Raw genomic sequence first — 16,980 nt, 5'->3', positions numbered from 1 at the left:
TGGAACGGGCCGCCCGGTATCTCGCTTGTGTCTTTTCTCTACAGCATTCTTTCATACTCTTCGGCGCTCTCGGCCCGGCCCCCCCCCCCCCCCCCCCACCGCGGTCACTCTCCGGTGGCCTTAGCGATGATCTCCTTCGCCACGTTCTGCGGAACCTCGGCGTAGGAGTCGAATACCATGCTGTAGCTGGCCCGGCCCTGAGTCTTCGACCGCAGGTCGCCGACGTAGCCGAACATCTCGGACAGCGGCACCAGGGCGCGCACGACGCGGGCGCCGCTACGCTCCTCCATCGCCTGGATGATTCCACGGCGGGAGTTCAGGTCGCCGATGACGTCACCCATGTTGTCCTCGGGGGTGACGACCTCGACTGCCATCATCGGCTCGAGGATGGCGGGGTCGGCCTTGCGGGCCGCCTCCTTCAGCGCCATCGAACCGGCGATCTTGAACGCCATTTCCGACGAGTCGACCTCGTGGTACTTGCCGTCGATCAGCGTCAGCTTGACACCGACCAGCGGGTACCCGGCGAGCACGCCGTACTGCATCGCGTCCTGGGCACCGGCGTCGATCGAAGGGATGTACTCCTTCGGGATGCGGCCACCGGTGACGGCGTTGACGAACTCGTACTGCGCGGCAGCGTCCAGCGGCAGCGGCTCCAGGCCGATGATGACGCTCGCGTACTGACCCGAGCCACCGGTCTGCTTCTTGTGGGTGTACTCGAGCTTGTCCACCGTGCGGCGGATCGTCTCGCGGTACGCCACCTGCGGCTTGCCGACGTTGGCCTCGACGTTGAACTCGCGCTTCATGCGGTCGACGAGGATCTCCAGGTGGAGCTCGCCCATGCCGGAGATGACCGTCTGACCGGTCTCCTCGTCCAGCTTCACGCGGAAGGTCGGGTCCTCCTCGGCGAGCTTCTGGATCGCGACGCCCAGCTTCTCCTGGTCGGCCTTCGTCTTCGGCTCGATGGCCACCGAGATGACCGGGTCCGGGAAGGTCATCGACTCCAGGATCACCGGGTGCGCCGGGTCCGACAGCGTGTCACCGGTGGTGGTCTGCTTGAGACCCTGCACCGCGATGATGTCGCCCGCGAACGCCTGGGGGCGCTCCTCGCGCTTGTTGGCGTGCATCTGGTAGATCTTCCCGACCCGCTCCTTGCGGTCCTTGGTCGAGTTGATCACCGGCGAGCCCGAGTCGAGCGTGCCCGAGTAGACGCGCACGTAGGTCAGCTTGCCCAGGTGCTTGTCGGTCTGGATCTTGAAGGCCAGGCCGGAGAACGGCTCGCTCGAGTCGGCGTGCCGCTCGGCCGGGGTCTCCCCGTCCATCAGCGTGCCGTCGATGGCCGGGATGTCCAGCGGCGACGGCAGGAAGTCGACGACCGCGTCCAGCATCGGCTGCACGCCCTTGTTCTTGAACGCGGAGCCGCAGACGACCGGGTTCAGCTTGCCGGCGATGGTGGCGCGACGGATCGCGGCCTTGAGCTCGTCGACGGTGAACTCGCCACCCTCGAGGTAGCTCTCCATGATCGCGTCGTCCGCCTCGGACAGGGTCTCGAGCAGCTTGGTGCGCCACTCGTCGGCCTGCTCCTGCAGGTTGGCCGGGATCTCCTCGACCGCGTAGTCCTCACCCTTCTGGGTCTCGCCGCGCCAGGTCAGCGCGCGCATGCCCAGCAGGTCCACGACACCGATGTGGTCGCCCTCGAGACCGATCGGGATCTGCAGCACCAGCGGGGTGGCGTTGAGACGGGTGATCATCATGTCGACGCAGCGGAAGAAGTCCGCACCGGTGCGGTCCAGCTTGTTGACGAAGCACATACGCGGCACGTTGTACTTGTCGGCCTGGCGCCACACGTTCTCGGTCTGCGGCTCCACGCCGGCGACACCGTCGTACACGGCCACGGCACCGTCGAGCACGCGCAGCGAACGCTCCACCTCGACGGTGAAGTCGACGTGGCCGGGCGTGTCGATGATCTGGATCGTGTGGCCCTTCCACTCACACTTGGTGGCAGCGGAGGTGATGGTGATACCACGCTCCTGCTCCTGCTCCATCCAGTCCATGACGGCAGCGCCCTCGTGGACCTCACCGATCTTGTGCGTGATACCGGTGTAGAACAGGATCCGCTCGGTGGTGGTGGTCTTACCGGCGTCGATGTGCGCCATGATGCCGATGTTGCGAGTCTTGGCGAGGGCGGCGTCTACGGCGGCCACTTCACGATCCTTTCGGAGTGGGACTCAGTCCCGGAAAGTCAAGGTTGTGGAGCCGGAACCGACGGATCGGCCCGGCTCCACGTTGTTTCACCAGCGGTAGTGCGCGAAGGCCTTGTTGGACTCGGCCATCTTGTGCGTGTCCTCGCGACGCTTGACAGCGGCGCCGAGGCCGTTGCTGGCGTCGAGCAGCTCGTTCATGAGGCGCTCGACCATCGTCTTCTCGCGACGGGCGCGGGAGTAGGTCACCAGCCAGCGCAGACCGAGCGTGGTCGCCCGGGTCGGACGGACCTCCACCGGAACCTGGTAGGTCGCGCCACCGACACGGCGGCTGCGGACCTCGAGGGTCGGCTTCACGTTGTCCATCGCGCGCTTGAGCGTCACGACCGGGTCGGTGCCGGTCTTCTCGCGGCAGCCCTCGAGCGCGCCGTACACGACACGCTCGGCCAGCTGGCGCTTGCCGGCCAGCAGGATCTTGTTGACCAGCTGGGTGACCAGCGGCGAGTTGTACACCGGGTCAGCGGCCAGCGGCCGACGCGGAGCGGGGCCCTTACGAGGCATTACTTCTTCCCTTCCTTGACCAGCTTCGCGCCGTAGCGGCTACGCGCCTGCTTGCGGTTGCGGACACCCTGGGTGTCGAGCGAACCGCGAATGATCTTGTACCGCACGCCGGGCAGGTCCTTCACACGACCGCCACGGACGAGCACGATCGAGTGCTCCTGCAGGTTGTGGCCGACACCCGGGATGTACGCGGTGACCTCGATCTGGCTGCTCAGCTTGACGCGAGCGACCTTCCGCAGTGCCGAGTTCGGCTTCTTGGGCGTCGTGGTGTACACACGCGTGCACACACCGCGCCGCTGGGGGCTCCCCTTCAGCGCCGGCGTCTTGGTCTTGCTCGTCTTCGCCTGGCGGCCCTTGCGGACCAGCTGCTGGATTGTGGGCACCGGTGTTCTCCGCTCCCTTTGCTTCCTCTCCGCGACTTTCGGTCGCGGAAACTTATGTGGCCGTGGCCGCGAATGCGGCCCGAACTGCTGCGATCGGCGCCGTCTCGGAGTGATCCAGGACGCGTCCCGACCCCCGCGGTCGGGCGTGTCGTCCGGCGCACGGGCCCGACGGCTCGATTTCTCGAGCTGTCGGAGTCTGTCGTTGTCGTGGTGCTGCGGGCTGCCCGACCACCGGTCGAACTCTCCCGCGTCGGCGCACGCACGAGGGGCCCGGGCAAGCCCGGGCACGAGGGGAAAGAGTACCGAACCGATGGCCCACTGGTCAAAACGGGGTGACCCGACCCCCCGTCGATGCGAGGCAACCAGTCGTTCCGAGCAACCAGTCCGCCGTCAGTGCGAACTCCGACAGCCAGTCTACCTCTTCGATTCCCCGGCCCCGAACGGGATACCGCACCGTGAGGTAGCTCGCATGCCGGGACGGCGGCCCGGTCCGGGCTCTGACCCGTATCAGCCCGCGCTGAGGGCGATCGCGGTGATCAGGCCGACCGCGGCCAGCGCCAGGCCGACCGCGCCGCACACCAGGCCCGCGATGGCGACCCCCCGGCCGGTCAGGTTGCCCGCCGCCAGGCGGATCTGCCGTATCCCCAGCCAGCCGAGCAGCACCCCGGCCGCGCCGAGCAGGATGGACAGCACCGCGAACGCCCCGGCGACCAGTCCTCCCCAGCCCTGCTGCGCGCCCGCCAAACCGAAGCACCACACCACCAGCGAGACGAGGACCGAACCCACGCCGGCCACCAGTGCGCTGGCCGCGACACCCGAGGCGGTCTTCGGCGCGCCCAGCACCGCCAGCCCGTACGGCGTGCCCGGCACGATCTCCACCCGCACCGGCGGCGGATAGTTCACCGGCCGCGGCCCGGCCACCGACTGGCCCGCCATGGGCGGCATCGGCGCAGGCGGCGGACCCGTCGGGGCGGGCACCGGCCACTGCGGCACAGGCGGCTGCGGCGCGGGCGGCTGCGGCGCGGGCGGCTGCTGGCCCGACGGCACGGACGGCCACTGCGGCACCGGAGGCTGCTGGTAGGTCACGCCGCCGATCCTGCCACGTCCCGCCCACTCCCCGCCCGCGGTGCCTCAGCCCCACCAGCCGCCGCTCCCGCCGGGAAACGATCATGAGGTTGTGCTCACGACACGCCGCCGAACACGCCCTTAAGTTCATGATCACCGCGGCGAGGCGGCGGCCAGGCGGGGGCGGGGCGCGGGGGCGGGGCGGGGCGCGGTGAGGCGAGTAGGGCGGGCCCGGTCAGTTGACCGTGGGCGGGAAGTCCTGGGTGCCGAAGTGGACGCCGCGGAGGAAGAGCCAGACGGTCAGGGTGAGCAGGCTCAGGGCGGCCAGGGCCAGGGCGAGCCAGGACAGGCGCTCCGCCCAGCGGACGCGGCCGGCGCCGGTACGCCAGCCCTCCCCCGCGCGCAGCTCCTCGCGGGCCTGTCGGGCCAGGGCCAGGGCCATCGTGGCGGGCACGATGCCGCCCACCGCGAGGCCCGTCACGGCGGCCAGCAGGCCCAGGCCGAACGCGGCAGTGGCCTTGGTGTCGGCGACCGGCTCGGGATCAGCCGGGTCGCGGGCCGGTGTGGATACGAAAGCGGCGTCCCCCATGCCGTGTAAACGACACGGGGGACGCCGCGATCACTTCAAACGATTACCGGTACGACCCGAAGTCGAAGTCGTCCAGCGGCACCGCGACACCCGACGCCGGGCCGAAGCCGTAGTCGGTCTCGCCGTACGAGGTCATCGAGTAGACCTTGGCCTTCGCCTCCTCGGTCGGCTCCACCCGGACGTTGCGGTACTTGCTGATGCCGGTACCCGCCGGGATGAGCTTGCCGATGATGACGTTCTCCTTGAGACCGATGAGCGAGTCACTGCGCGCGTTGATGGCCGCGTCGGTGAGCACCCGGGTGGTCTCCTGGAAGGAGGCCGCCGAGAGCCACGACTCGGTCGCCAGCGACGCCTTGGTGATACCCATCAGCACCGGACGGCCTGCCGCGGGCTCGCCGCCCTCGGAGACCAGGCGGCGGTTCTCGCCCTCGAACTGCGCACGGTCGACCAGCACACCCGGCAGGAACTCGGTCGCGCCGGAGTCGATGATCGTCACCCGCTTGAGCATCTGGCGGATGATGATCTCGATGTGCTTGTCGTGGATCATTACGCCCTGCGAGCGGTAGACCTCCTGGACCTCGTTGGTCAGGTGGACCTGGACCGCGCGCGGACCCATGATGCGCAGCAGCTCGTGCGGGTCGATGGTGCCCTCGGTGAGCTTCTCGCCTACCTCCACGTGCGAGCCGTCGTGCACCCGCAGCTTCACCCGGTTCGAGATCTTGTCGTGGACGATCTCCTCGCTGCCGTCGTCCGGCACGATGATGATCTTCTTCGACCGGTCGCCCGCCTCGATCCGGATGCGTCCCGGAGTGTCCGCGATCGGCGCCTTGCCCTTGGGCACACGCGCCTCGAAGATCTCCTGGACACGGGGCAGACCCTGGGTGATGTCCTCACCCGAGGCCGCACCACCGGTGTGGAAGGTACGCATCGTCAGCTGCGTGCCCGGCTCACCGATCGACTGCGCCGCGATGATGCCGACGGCCTCGCCGACGTCCACCAGCTTGCCGGTCGGCAGCGAACGGCCGTAGCAGGCCGCGCAGACGCCGAGCTTCGACTCGCAGGTGAGCACGGACCGCACCCGCACGCCCTCGATGCCGGCCTTGACCAGCTTGTCGACGACGATCGAGTTGAGGTCGGTGCCGCGGGCGGCGACCAGGTTGCCGTTGGCGTCGGACATGTCCTCGGCCAGGGTGCGGGCGTGCGCGCCGGTCTCGGCGTGCTCGTGCACCGACAGCACACCGTCGTGGCGCGTGCCGATCTGCATCGGGATCGCCCGGTCGGTGCCGCAGTCGTCCTCACGGATGATCACGTCCTGCGAGACGTCCACCAGACGACGGGTCAGGTAACCCGAGTCGGCGGTACGCAGCGCGGTGTCGGCCAGACCCTTGCGGGCGCCGTGCGTGGAGATGAAGTACTCCAGCACGCTCAGGCCCTCGCGGTACGAGGACTTGATCGGCCGCGGGATGATCTCACCCTTCGGGTTGGCCACCAGGCCACGGATCGCCGCGATCTGGCGCAGCTGCAGCATGTTGCCTCGAGCACCCGAGTGGATCATGCGCCACAGCGGGTTCTCCAGCGGCAGGGCGGTCTCCAGCTCCTTGGCCACCTCGTTGGTCGCCTTGGTCCAGAGCTCGATCAGCTCGCCGCGGCGCTCCTCGGCGGTCATCAGACCACGCTGGTACTGCTTGTCGAAGCGCTCGGCCTCCTTCTCGTACCGCTCAAGGATCTGGCCCTTGCGCGGCGGCGAGATGACGTCCTCCATGCCGATGGTGACGCCGGACCAGGTGGCCCAGTGGAAGCCGGCCTCCTTGAGCGCGTCCAGCGTCGCCGCCAGGGCGACCTTCGGGTAGCGCTCGGCCAGGTCGTTCACGATGCCCGAGAGCTGGCCCTTGCGGACCTCGTGGTTGACGAAGCGGTAGCCCACCGGGAGGGTCTCGTTGAACAGGACCCGGCCCAGCGTGGTGTCCAGGATGACGGGCGCGTTCGGCTCCCACTCCTCCGGCTGGACCCACGCCTCGGCGCCCGGGCCGTTGTCGACCGAGGTGATGCCGTTGAGGCGGATCCGGACCGGCGCCTGCAGGTGCAGCTCGCCGTTGTCGAAGGCCATCATCGCCTCGGCCTCGGAGCTGAACACCCGTCCCTCGCCCAGCATGCCGGTGCGCTTGTGGGTCAGGTGGTACAGCCCGATGATCATGTCCTGGGTGGGCATGGTCACCGGCTTGCCGTCGGCCGGCTTGAGGATGTTGTTGCTGGACAGCATCAGGATGCGCGCCTCGGCCTGGGCCTCGGCGGACAGCGGCACGTGCACGGCCATCTGGTCACCGTCGAAGTCCGCGTTGAAGGCGGTGCAGACGAGCGGGTGGATCTGGATGGCCTTGCCCTCGACCAGCTGCGGCTCGAACGCCTGGATGCCGAGGCGGTGCAGGGTGGGTGCACGGTTGAGCAGCACCGGGTGTTCGGTGATGACCTCTTCCAGCACGTCCCACACGACCGGGCGCTGACGCTCGACCATGCGCTTGGCCGACTTGATGTTCTGGGCGTGGTTCAGGTCGACCAGCCGCTTCATCACGAACGGCTTGAACAGCTCCAGCGCCATCTGCTTGGGCAGACCGCACTGGTGCAGCTTGAGCCGCGGGCCGACGACGATGACGGAACGGCCCGAGTAGTCCACGCGCTTGCCGAGCAGGTTCTGACGGAACCGGCCCTGCTTGCCCTTGAGCATGTCGGACAGCGACTTGAGCGGGCGGTTGCCCGGACCCGTCACCGGCCGGCCACGGCGGCCGTTGTCGAACAGCGCGTCGACGGCCTCCTGCAGCATCCGCTTCTCGTTGTTCACGATGATCTCGGGCGCGCCGAGGTCGATCAGACGCTTGAGGCGGTTGTTGCGGTTGATGACCCGGCGGTACAGGTCGTTCAGGTCGGAGGTCGCGAAGCGGCCGCCGTCGAGCTGCACCATCGGGCGCAGGTCCGGCGGGATGACCGGGACGCAGTCGAGCACCATGCCCAGCGGCGAGTTGCCGGTGGCCAGGAACGCGGCCACGACCTTGAGCCGCTTGAGTGCGCGCAGCTTGCGCTGGCCCTTGCCCGAGCGGATGGTCTCGCGCAGGAACTCGGCCTCGGCCTCGAGGTCCATGTTCTGCACCAGGGCCTTGATGGCCTCGGCGCCCATGCCGCCGGTGAAGTACTCACCGAAGCGGTCGCGCAGCTCGCGGTAGAGCAGCTCGTCGGTGACCAGCTGCTTGGAGTCGAGCTTGCGGAACGTGTCCAGCACCTCGTCCAGGCGGTCGATCTCGCGCTGCGCCTTGTCGCGGATCTGGCGCATCTCGCGCTCGCCGGCCTCCTTGACCTTGCGGCGCACGTCCGCCTTGGCGCCCTCGGCCTCCAGCTCGGCCAGGTCGGACTCGAGCTTGACGGCCCGCTTCTCGATCTCGGCGTCGCGGGCGTTCTCGGCCTGCCGCTTCTCGGCGAAGATCTCGTTCTCGATGGTGGTCATGTCGCGGTGACGCGCCTCGGCGTCCACGCTCGTGATCACGTACGAGGCGAAGTAAATGATCTTCTCAAGGTCCTTCGGCGCGAGGTCCAGCAGGTAACCCAGCCGGCTCGGCACGCCCTTGAAGTACCAGATGTGGGTGACCGCGGCGGCGAGCTCGATGTGGCCCATCCGCTCACGGCGCACCTTGGAACGGGTCACCTCGACGCCGCAGCGCTCACAGACGATGCCCTTGAAGCGGACCCGCTTGTACTTGCCGCAGTAGCACTCCCAGTCCCGCTGCGGACCGAAGATCTTCTCGCAGAAGAGTCCGTCCTTCTCGGGCTTCAGGGTGCGGTAGTTGATCGTCTCGGGCTTCTTGACCTCGCCGTGCGACCAGCGCCGGATGTCTTCCGCGCCCGCCAGGCCGATCCGAAGCTCATCGAAGAAGTTAACGTCGAGCACGTTGTATGTCCCTCTTTGCTCGTGTCTTCATCAGTGTCAGTTGATGGCGGAGGCGTCCTCCACACGCCGGAGCGCGCGGAGGACGCCTTTACATCAGACTTCCTCGACGCTGCTCGGCTCCCGCCGGGACAGATCGATACCGAGCTCCTCCGCCGCCCGGAACACCTCGTCGTCGGTCTCGCGCATCTCCAGGGCCACACCGTCGCTGGACAGCACCTCGACGTTCAGGCACAGCGACTGCAGTTCCTTGAGCAGCACCTTGAACGACTCGGGGATACCCGGCTCGGGGATGTTCTCGCCCTTGACGATGGCCTCGTAGACCTTCACGCGACCCAACACGTCGTCGGACTTGATGGTCAGCAGCTCCTGCAGCGCGTAAGCCGCGCCGTAGGCCTGCATCGCCCAGCACTCCATCTCGCCGAACCGCTGGCCACCGAACTGCGCCTTACCACCCAGCGGCTGCTGCGTGATCATCGAGTACGGGCCGGTCGACCGAGCGTGGATCTTGTCGTCGACCAGGTGGTTCAGCTTCAGGATGTACATGTAGCCGACCGAGATCGGGTCCGGCAGCGGTTCGCCGGAGCGGCCGTCGAACAGCTTGGCCTTGCCCGACTCGCCGATCAGCTGGGTGCCGTCGCGGTTGGGCAGGGTGCTGCCGAGCAGACCGGCGATCTCGTCGTCGTGCGCGCCGTCGAAGACCGGGGTGGCCACGTTCGTGTTGGCCTCGGCCTCGTGCGCGCCGATCGAGCGCAGTGCCTTCTTCCACTCGGCGTCGTCGCCCGAGACCTTCCAGCCGGTCTTCGCGACCCAGCCCAGGTGGACCTCGAGAACCTGGCCGATGTTCATTCGACCGGGCACGCCCAGCGGGTTGAGCACGATGTCGACCGGGGTGCCGTCCTCGAGGAACGGCATGTCCTCGACCGGAAGGATCTTGGAGATGACACCCTTGTTGCCGTGGCGGCCGGCGAGCTTGTCACCGTCCTGGATCTTGCGCTTCTGGGCCACGTACACCCGGACCAGCTCGTTGACGCCCGGGGGCAGCTCGTCGCCGTCCTCGCGGGAGAACGTGCGCACACCGATGACCGTGCCGGTCTCGCCGTGCGGCACCTTCAGCGAGGTGTCGCGGACCTCGCGCGCCTTCTCACCGAAGATCGCGCGGAGCAGCCGCTCCTCCGGGGTCAGCTCGGTCTCGCCCTTGGGCGTGACCTTGCCGACCAGGATGTCGCCCGGCACGACCTCCGCGCCGATCCGGATGATGCCCCGCTCGTCCAGGTCCGCCAGCATCTCTTCGCTGACGTTCGGGATGTCGCGGGTGATCTCCTCCGGGCCCAGCTTGGTGTCGCGGGCGTCGACCTCGTGCTCCTCGATGTGGATCGAGGTGAGAACGTCCTCCTGCACCAGGCGCTGGGACAGGATGATCGCGTCCTCGTAGTTGTGGCCCTCCCACGGCATGAAGGCGACCAGCAGGTTGCGGCCGAGCGCCATCTCGCCGTTGTCGGTGCAGGGGCCGTCGGCGATGACCTGACCGGCCTCGACGCGGGCGCCCTCCGGGACCACCGGCTTCTGGTTCACGCACGAGCCCGAGTTGGACCGGCGGAACTTGTGCAGCAGGTAGGTCCGGCGGAAGCCGTCGTCCTGGTGCACGGTGATGTAGTCCGCGCACAGGTCCTCGACCACACCGCCGACCTCGGCCACGACCACGTCGCCGGCGTCGGTCGCGGCACGGTACTCCATGCCCGTGCCGACCAGCGGGGCCTCGGCCTTGACCAGCGGCACCGCCTGACGCTGCATGTTCGCGCCCATGAGCGCGCGGTTGGCGTCGTCGTGCTCGAGGAACGGGATCATCGCGGTCGCGACGGACACCATCTGCCGCGGCGACACGTCCATGTAGTCGACCTGTGCCGGCGGCACGTAGTCGACCTCACCGCCCTTACGGCGGACCAGGACGCGGTCCTCGGCGAAGGAGCCGTCACCCATCAGCACGGCGTTCGCCTGCGCCTTGATGTAACGGTCTTCCTCGTCCGCGGTCAGGTAGTCGATCTGGTCGGTGACCCGGCCCTCGACGACCTTGCGGTACGGCGTCTCGACGAACCCGAACGGGTTGACCCGCGCGAACGTCGACAGCGCGCCGATCAGACCGATGTTCGGGCCTTCCGGCGTCTCGATCGGGCACATCCGGCCGTAGTGCGACGGGTGCACGTCACGGACCTCGAAGCCGGCACGGTCACGCGACAGACCACCCGGGCCGAGCGCCGACAGGCGGCGACGGTGGGTCAGACCCGCGAGCGGGTTGGTCTGGTCCATGAACTGCGACAGCTGCGACGTGCCGAAGAACTCCTTGATCGCGGCCACCACGGGGCGGATGTTGATCAGGGTCTGCGGCGTGATCGCCTCGACGTCCTGCGTGGTCATGCGCTCACGCACGACGCGCTCCATGCGGGAGAGACCGACCCGAACCTGGTTCTGGATCAGCTCGCCGACGGTGCGCAGACGACGGTTGCCGAAGTGGTCGATGTCGTCGGCCTCGTAGCCCTCCTCGCCCGCGTGCAGGCGAGCGAGGTATTCCACGGTGGCGACGATGTCGTCCTCGGTCAGCGTTCCCGTCGTGATCGGGATCTCGAGCTCGAGCTTCTTGTTGAACTTGTAACGACCGACCTTGGCGACGTCGTACCGCTTCGGGTTGAAGAAGAGGTTGTCGAGCAGGGTCTGGGCGTTCTCGCGCGTCGGCGGCTCGCCAGGGCGCAGCTTGCGGTAGATGTCGAGAAGGGCCTCGTCCTGACCGGCGATGTGGTCCTTCTCGAGGGTGGTCATCAGCAACTCGGACCACGCGAAGCGCTCGCGGATCTGGTCGTTGGTCCAACCGATCGCCTTCAGCAGGACCGTGACGGCCTGTCGGCGCTTGCGGTCGATACGCACACCGACCGTGTCGCGCTTGTCGATGTCGAACTCCAGCCAGGCACCCCGGCTCGGGATGACCTTGACGCTGGAGAGGTCGCGGTCGGAGGTCTTGTCCGGCTCCTTGGAGAAGTACACGCCAGGAGAGCGGACAAGCTGGCTGACGACGATGCGCTCGGTGCCGTTGATGATGAAAGTGCCCTTCGGCGTCATCATCGGGAAGTCACCCATGAACACGGTCTGGCTCTTGATCTCGCCAGTCGAGTTGTTGGTGAACTCCGCGGTCACGAACAGCGGCGCGCAGTAGGTGAGGTCCTTCTCCTTGCACTCCTCGATGGAGGCCTTGACCTCGTCGAAGCGCGGGTCGGAGAAGCTGAGCGACATGGTGCCGGAGAAGTCCTCGATCGGGCTGATCTCTTCGAGGATCTCCGCGAGTCCCGAGCGGGCGTCTGCGAGAGCCGACGAACGGGACTGCCAGGACTCATTGCCGACAAGCCAGTCAAAAGACTCGGTTTGGATAGCGAGCAGATTGGGTACTTCGAGGTGTTCGGTGATCCTGCCGAAGGAGATCCGGCGGGGAGCGAACGCGCTCGACGATCGACTGGTCTTCGCAGGGCGGGAGGCTGCCAAGATACGTCCTTCCGAGGACCGGTGGTGCAACGGCCGTTACGCGAGCAACCCGACAACCCCTGGTCCAGAGCCGACGTCAGAAAACGTCCGGCATTCCGGGCAGGGGGAAAGTCGAAGGGCAGCGCAAACTAGCACTGTAGCAGAACCACCGACCGCTGTCGAGTCCCCATGGCAGGCTTTCGCAGAACGTGCTCCAGACCACCTTCAGATCGGTGTCGCCACGCTCTGTACCCCGCCCGCTACGTACTCGGAAGGTCGTACTGAAGAAAGACTGCCTGTCGTCGCCGTTCACGTCAAGACCCGGCGACGGGTTCCAGTGTCCAACACTGCGTCAACTTCGCATCACTACGCGTTTGCCCAGCATGAACAAGGGGCGGGCATCCAGTGGATGCCCGCCCCTCGATGCGGTCACGCTCTTGGCGTAAAGCCGTCGGCGTGACCTCAGATCACTTGAGGGTGACGCATGATTGCGGCCGCCCTCGGCCAGATCTTGGCCAGATTACTTGAGGGTGACCTTGGCGCCCTCGGCCTCGAGCTTGGCCTTGGCCTTCTCCGCGGTCTCCTTGTTGGCCTTCTCGATGATGGCCTTCGGCGCGGCCTCGACCACGTCCTTGGCCTCCTTCAGGCCCAGGCCGGTCAGCTCACGCACGACCTTGATGACCTGGATCTTCTTGCCACCGTCGGACTCGAGGACGACGTCGAACTCGTCCTTCTCCTCGACCTCGGCCGGCGCGCCGCCGACCGGGCCGGCGGCCGCGACGGCGACCGGAGCGGCGGCCTTCACGTCGAAGGTGTCCTCGAACTGCTTCACGAACTCGGAGAGCTCGATCAGGGTCATCTCCTTGAACGCGTCGAGGAGCTCGGTGCTGCTCAGCTTCGCCATGTCAGGCGTCCTTTCGTAACGGGTCTACATGCCGCGGCAGGGCGCCGCGAGCTGGATGGTTCGGATGACGTCGACGCCGTCAGGCGTCGGCGCCCTCCTTCTCGCGCTTGTCCTGCAGGGCAGCAACCGTGCGAACGGCCTGCGCCAGCGGGGCCTGGAACAGCGCCGCGGCGTTGCCCATGCTTGCCTTCATCGCGCCGGCCAGCTTGGCCAGCAGCACCTCGCGGGACTCGAGGTCGGCGAGCTTGGCGACGTCAGCCGCCGAGATCGCCTTGCCCTCGAAGACGCCGCCCTTGATGACGAGCAGCGGGTTCGCCTTCGCGAACTCCTTCAGGCCCTTCGCCGCCTCGACGACATCGCCGGAGACGAAGGCGAGCGCGGTAGGACCGGTGAACAGAGCGTCGAGACCGGTCAGACCGGCGTCGGTCGCGGCGCGCTTGGCAAGCGTGTTCTTGGCAACGGTGTACTCGGCACCGCCCAGCGAACGACGCAGCTCGGTCAGCTGCTTCACGGTCAGGCCGCGGTACTCGGTGAGCACCGTGGCGTTCGACTCGCGGAAGCGCTCGGTGAGCTCCGCAACACTGCCGGCCTTGTCGGCACGGATCTTGTCCGCCATGTCCCCTCCTCTCTCGTACTCCAGGCTGGTCTCGCGGGACCCGGCGTTCGACAGAAGCGGACAAACAAAACGCCCCGGCGCAGGGCGCACGGGGCTTCGCGCGGCACAGGGCCGCCAGGCTCACCGTTCTTCCCTGCGCGGGCCGCCCGTGGGTCCGCTCGTTGCCGAGCGACGGGGCCTTCGATCGTCTCCGGATGACTCCGGATCCGATGACCAGCGGTCTTTGGGTGGAACTGTTGCCGGTAACGATACGTGACCTGGCACCGGCCGCCAAATCGGGGGTGGTGTGAGCCGTCTTGTATCAATCGATTGACACAAGAGACAGCGATGGCGTTCACTTGTATCAGTTGTCTGATACAACGGGGAGGTCAAAGATGAACGGAGCCGCCTACGTGCGGTCGGCCGGGGTGGTCCTGGGCGGGGCGCTGGGCCTGACGGTGGCCAACAGCTCGCTGATCCCGCTCGCCGTGCCCCTGTTCACCGTGTTCGTGCTCGCCGGGGTCGCGGTCAGCGAGCTGATGTCACCCCGGCCGTCCCGGTCCGGGCAGTCGACGGCGCATCTCACGGCCCGCGACGTCGACGCGTACCTGCCGCCCGGATCCCGGGCCCGGCTGCGCTGGCTGGGGCTGGCGGTGCTGGCGACAGTGCCGGTGATCGCCGTACAGATGGGGACGGGTGAGGTCACCTGGTCCGGGGATTACGACACCGGCGGTGCCGTGCTGCGCCTGACACCCACGGCCGTGATCCTTGCCGGCTGGTGGCTGCTGGCACGGCATCTGCTGCGCCGCATCGCCGAGGCCGGGCGCGCCGGGCTGGACCCGCAACACCTAGCCGCCGACGAAGCGTGGCGGCGGCGGGCGTCCCGGCTGGTCCTCGGCGCCACCGGAGTGCTGCTCTCCGGCACCCTGGCCGGTGGGATGTTCTGCTACAGCCAGCGCCACTGGGTGATCTTCCTCGGCGGTTGGGGCTGGTGGATGTTCGTCCTGTCCGCCCTGGCGCTGTCCGCGTTCCTGGTGTTCACGCACTACCTGCACCTACTGATCGACCCGGGTCCAGCGGGTGTCGTGAGCATCGGTACGCGGCGGGAGCCGGCCGAGGCCGTGGCGTGATCCCCACGATCACCATCCGGCCCGGCCCCGTGCCGCCCTATGAACAGATCCGGGCTCAGGTCGAGGCGCTGATCAACGGGGGGCTGCTGGCGGCCGGACACCGCCTGCCGCCGATCCGGCAGCTCGCCGCCGACCTGGGCCTGGCCACCGGCACGGTCGCCCGCGCCTACCAGGAGCTGGAGGCGGCCGGGCTGGTCACCACCCGGCGGGCGGCGGGCACGGTGGTCGCCGCGCGCACCCCTGAACCACCGGCGGACCGACGGGGGCCGCTGGCGCAGGCCGCGCACGGGTACACCACCACCGCCCTCACCCTCGGCGCGGATCTCGACGAGGCGCTCGACGCGATCCGCACCGCCTGGCCCCACCCCTGACCCGCCGGCTCGCGGCTCGCGGCTCGCGGCTCGCGGCTCGCGGCTCGCGGCTCGCGGCTCGCGGCTCGCGGCTCGCGGCTCGCGGCTCGCGGCTCGCGGCGATGATCGCTGTTTGTGGTCAGAAAGTGCGGTCCGCCCCCACTTTCTGACCACAAACAGCGATCATCATCGGCCGGAATGTCGGGAAGGGCACCTTCCTCTACCTATGGCGATGTGAAGGTGCCCTTCCTTCACCCGGGCCGGGCCCGGGCCGGGGTGGCGCGGAGGCGGGGTGGGGCGGAGCCGGGGCGGGGCGGGGCGGAGCCGGGGCGGGGAAAGCGGAAAGCGCCGCCCGCAGGTGCGGGCGGCGCTTTCGGCGTGGAGTGGCGAGGCGGATCAGGCCTCGGGGTTCTCCTGGATGTTGCGGGTCACGTTGGGGTCGACCGGGATGCCGGGGCCCATCGTGGTGGTCACGAAGACCTTCTTCAGGTACTTGCCCTTGGACGCCGACGGCTTGGACCGCAGCACCTCCTCGAGCACCGCGGCGTAGTTGTCGACCAGCTGCTCCGCAGAGAACGACGCCTTACCGATGATCAGGTGCAGGTTCGAGTGCTTGTCCACGCGGAAGGTGATCTTTCCGCCCTTGATGTCCGACACCGCCTTGGCGATGTCCATCGTGACCGTGCCGGTCTTCGGGTTCGGCATGAGGCCGCGCGGGCCCAGGATCCGCGCGATCCGACCGATCTTGGCCATCTGGTCCGGCGTCGCGATCGCGGCGTCGAAGTCCAGCCAGCCCTCCTGAATTCGGGCCACCAGCTCGTCGGTCCCGACGGCGTCGGCGCCGGCGGCAGTCGCCTCGGCGGCCTTCTCGCCGGAGGCGAAGACGATGACGCGGGCGGTCTTACCGGTGCCGTGCGGCAGGTTGACCACGCCGCGGACCATCTGGTCCGCCTTGCGGGGGTCGACGCCGAGGCGCATCGCGACCTCGACCGTGGCGTCGAACTTGACCTTGGTGGTGTCCTTCGCCAGCTTGATCGCCTCGACCGGGGTGTACAGCTTGTCCCGGTCGACCTGCTCAGCGGACTTGTTGTAGCTCTTGCCGTGCTTCATTTCTCAAGATCTCCTGTGGTTGTGTCGAGCCCTCGCCGGGCCCTCCCACGAAACTTCGACCGTCAGGCGGCGGATGCCGCGTGCGGCATTCAGTCCTTGACGGTGATGCCCATCGACCGGGCGGTGCCGGCGATGATGCGCTCGGCCATGTCCAGGTCGTTGGCGTTCAGGTCGGACATCTTCTTCTCGGCGATCTCGCGCACCTGGGCACGCGTCACCGAACCGACCTTGGTGGTGTGCGGCACGCCGGAGCCCTTGGCGACACCGGCGGCCTTGATCAGGAGACGGGCGGCCGGCGGCGTCTTCAGCACGAACGTGAACGAGCGGTCCTCGTAAACGCTGATCTGTGCCGGGACGATGTCACCGCGCTGCGACTCGGTCTGGGCGTTGTACGCCTTGCAGAACTCCATGATGTTCACGCCGTGCTGGCCCAGCGCCGGACCGACCGGCGGAGCCGGGGTGGCCTGGCCGGCCTTCAGCTGCAGCGTGAACGTCTTGACGAGTTTCTTCTTCGGAGGCATGTCTACTTCCTGGGACTTGTCGACCCGCCCGTTCGGCGGATCAGGGTGGTTTACACCGGACCGGCCGGTGCGTTCGCGCGCACGGTCAGCGCGCGGCACAGGCCGGACGTTCTAGGTTAGCGCATACTCGCGGACG

General features: G+C 68.0%; 13 protein-coding genes. 2 read left to right on the top strand and 11 right to left on the bottom strand.

The features are described from left to right. Nucleotides 1-104: 104 nt before the first annotated feature. The 9 genes from fusA to rplJ all read right to left on the bottom strand — a co-directional run bounded on the left by fusA (nt 105) and on the right by rplJ (nt 13,754). Nucleotides 105-2,201, bottom strand: a complete 2,097-nt coding sequence (gene fusA / locus AB0B66_RS29695; protein ID WP_360536137.1) for an elongation factor G — start codon at nt 2,199-2,201, stop codon at nt 105-107. 87 nt (nt 2,202-2,288) lie between these two features. Continuing rightward, nucleotides 2,289-2,759, bottom strand: a complete 471-nt coding sequence (gene rpsG, locus AB0B66_RS29690; RefSeq protein ID WP_360536135.1) for a 30S ribosomal protein S7 — start codon at nt 2,757-2,759, stop codon at nt 2,289-2,291. Then, nucleotides 2,759-3,142, bottom strand: coding sequence for a 30S ribosomal protein S12 (rpsL, locus tag AB0B66_RS29685; protein WP_120317147.1), 384 nt, complete (start codon nt 3,140-3,142; stop codon nt 2,759-2,761). Before rpsL ends, rpsG begins: the two co-directional genes overlap by 1 nt. A gap of 507 nt (nt 3,143-3,649) precedes the next feature. Next, nucleotides 3,650-4,228 (bottom strand): DUF4190 domain-containing protein, encoded by a 579-nt coding sequence (locus AB0B66_RS29680; RefSeq protein ID WP_360536133.1) that lies wholly within the window; start codon nt 4,226-4,228, stop codon nt 3,650-3,652. Nucleotides 4,229-4,442: 214 nt separating this feature from the next. Beyond that, nucleotides 4,443-4,796, bottom strand: a complete 354-nt coding sequence (locus AB0B66_RS29675) for a hypothetical protein (protein ID WP_360536131.1) — start codon at nt 4,794-4,796, stop codon at nt 4,443-4,445. Between the two features lie 43 nt (nt 4,797-4,839). Beyond that, a complete protein-coding gene (locus AB0B66_RS29670) occupies nt 4,840-8,730 on the bottom strand; it encodes a DNA-directed RNA polymerase subunit beta' (protein WP_203692234.1) in 3,891 nt (1,296 codons plus the stop codon). Nucleotides 8,731-8,823: 93 nt separating this feature from the next. Then, nucleotides 8,824-12,255: a DNA-directed RNA polymerase subunit beta gene (locus AB0B66_RS29665; RefSeq protein ID WP_120317150.1), complete on the bottom strand. Its 3,432-nt coding sequence runs from the start codon at nt 12,253-12,255 to the stop codon at nt 8,824-8,826. A gap of 499 nt (nt 12,256-12,754) precedes the next feature. Continuing rightward, the gene (rplL, locus tag AB0B66_RS29660; protein WP_360536129.1) at nt 12,755-13,138 is read right to left on the bottom strand and encodes a 50S ribosomal protein L7/L12; all 384 of its coding nucleotides are present in this window, start codon (nt 13,136-13,138) and stop codon (nt 12,755-12,757) included. 79 nt (nt 13,139-13,217) lie between these two features. Continuing rightward, nucleotides 13,218-13,754: a 50S ribosomal protein L10 gene (gene rplJ / locus AB0B66_RS29655; protein WP_360536127.1), complete on the bottom strand. Its 537-nt coding sequence runs from the start codon at nt 13,752-13,754 to the stop codon at nt 13,218-13,220. Nucleotides 13,755-14,128: 374 nt separating this feature from the next. On the opposite strand from rplJ, the gene AB0B66_RS29650 reads away from it, so the two are divergent. Then, nucleotides 14,129-14,863 (top strand): hypothetical protein, encoded by a 735-nt coding sequence (locus AB0B66_RS29650; protein WP_360536125.1) that lies wholly within the window; start codon nt 14,129-14,131, stop codon nt 14,861-14,863. After that, complete coding sequence (locus tag AB0B66_RS29645; protein WP_360536123.1) at nt 14,860-15,234, top strand: GntR family transcriptional regulator; 375 nt, start codon at nt 14,860-14,862, stop codon at nt 15,232-15,234. The genes AB0B66_RS29650 and AB0B66_RS29645 overlap by 4 nt, the downstream gene beginning before the upstream one ends. Before the next feature lie 375 nt (nt 15,235-15,609). On the opposite strand, the gene rplA is transcribed toward AB0B66_RS29645, so the two are convergent. Both rplA and rplK read right to left on the bottom strand, forming a co-directional pair. After that, the gene (gene rplA / locus AB0B66_RS29640) at nt 15,610-16,323 is read right to left on the bottom strand and encodes a 50S ribosomal protein L1 (protein ID WP_360536121.1); all 714 of its coding nucleotides are present in this window, start codon (nt 16,321-16,323) and stop codon (nt 15,610-15,612) included. An 89-nt stretch (nt 16,324-16,412) separates the two neighbouring features. Next, nucleotides 16,413-16,844, bottom strand: a complete 432-nt coding sequence (rplK, locus tag AB0B66_RS29635) for a 50S ribosomal protein L11 (RefSeq protein WP_120317156.1) — start codon at nt 16,842-16,844, stop codon at nt 16,413-16,415. Between the last annotated feature and the right edge of the window lie 136 nt (nt 16,845-16,980).

The organism is Catellatospora sp. NPDC049111, from assembly GCF_040648615.1.
In the GTDB taxonomy this organism is placed as follows: Bacteria; Actinomycetota; Actinomycetes; order Mycobacteriales; family Micromonosporaceae; genus Catellatospora; species Catellatospora aurea.
The sequence above is the reverse complement of the archived record's forward strand: the minus strand, read 5'-3'. Positions and strand labels throughout refer to the sequence as shown.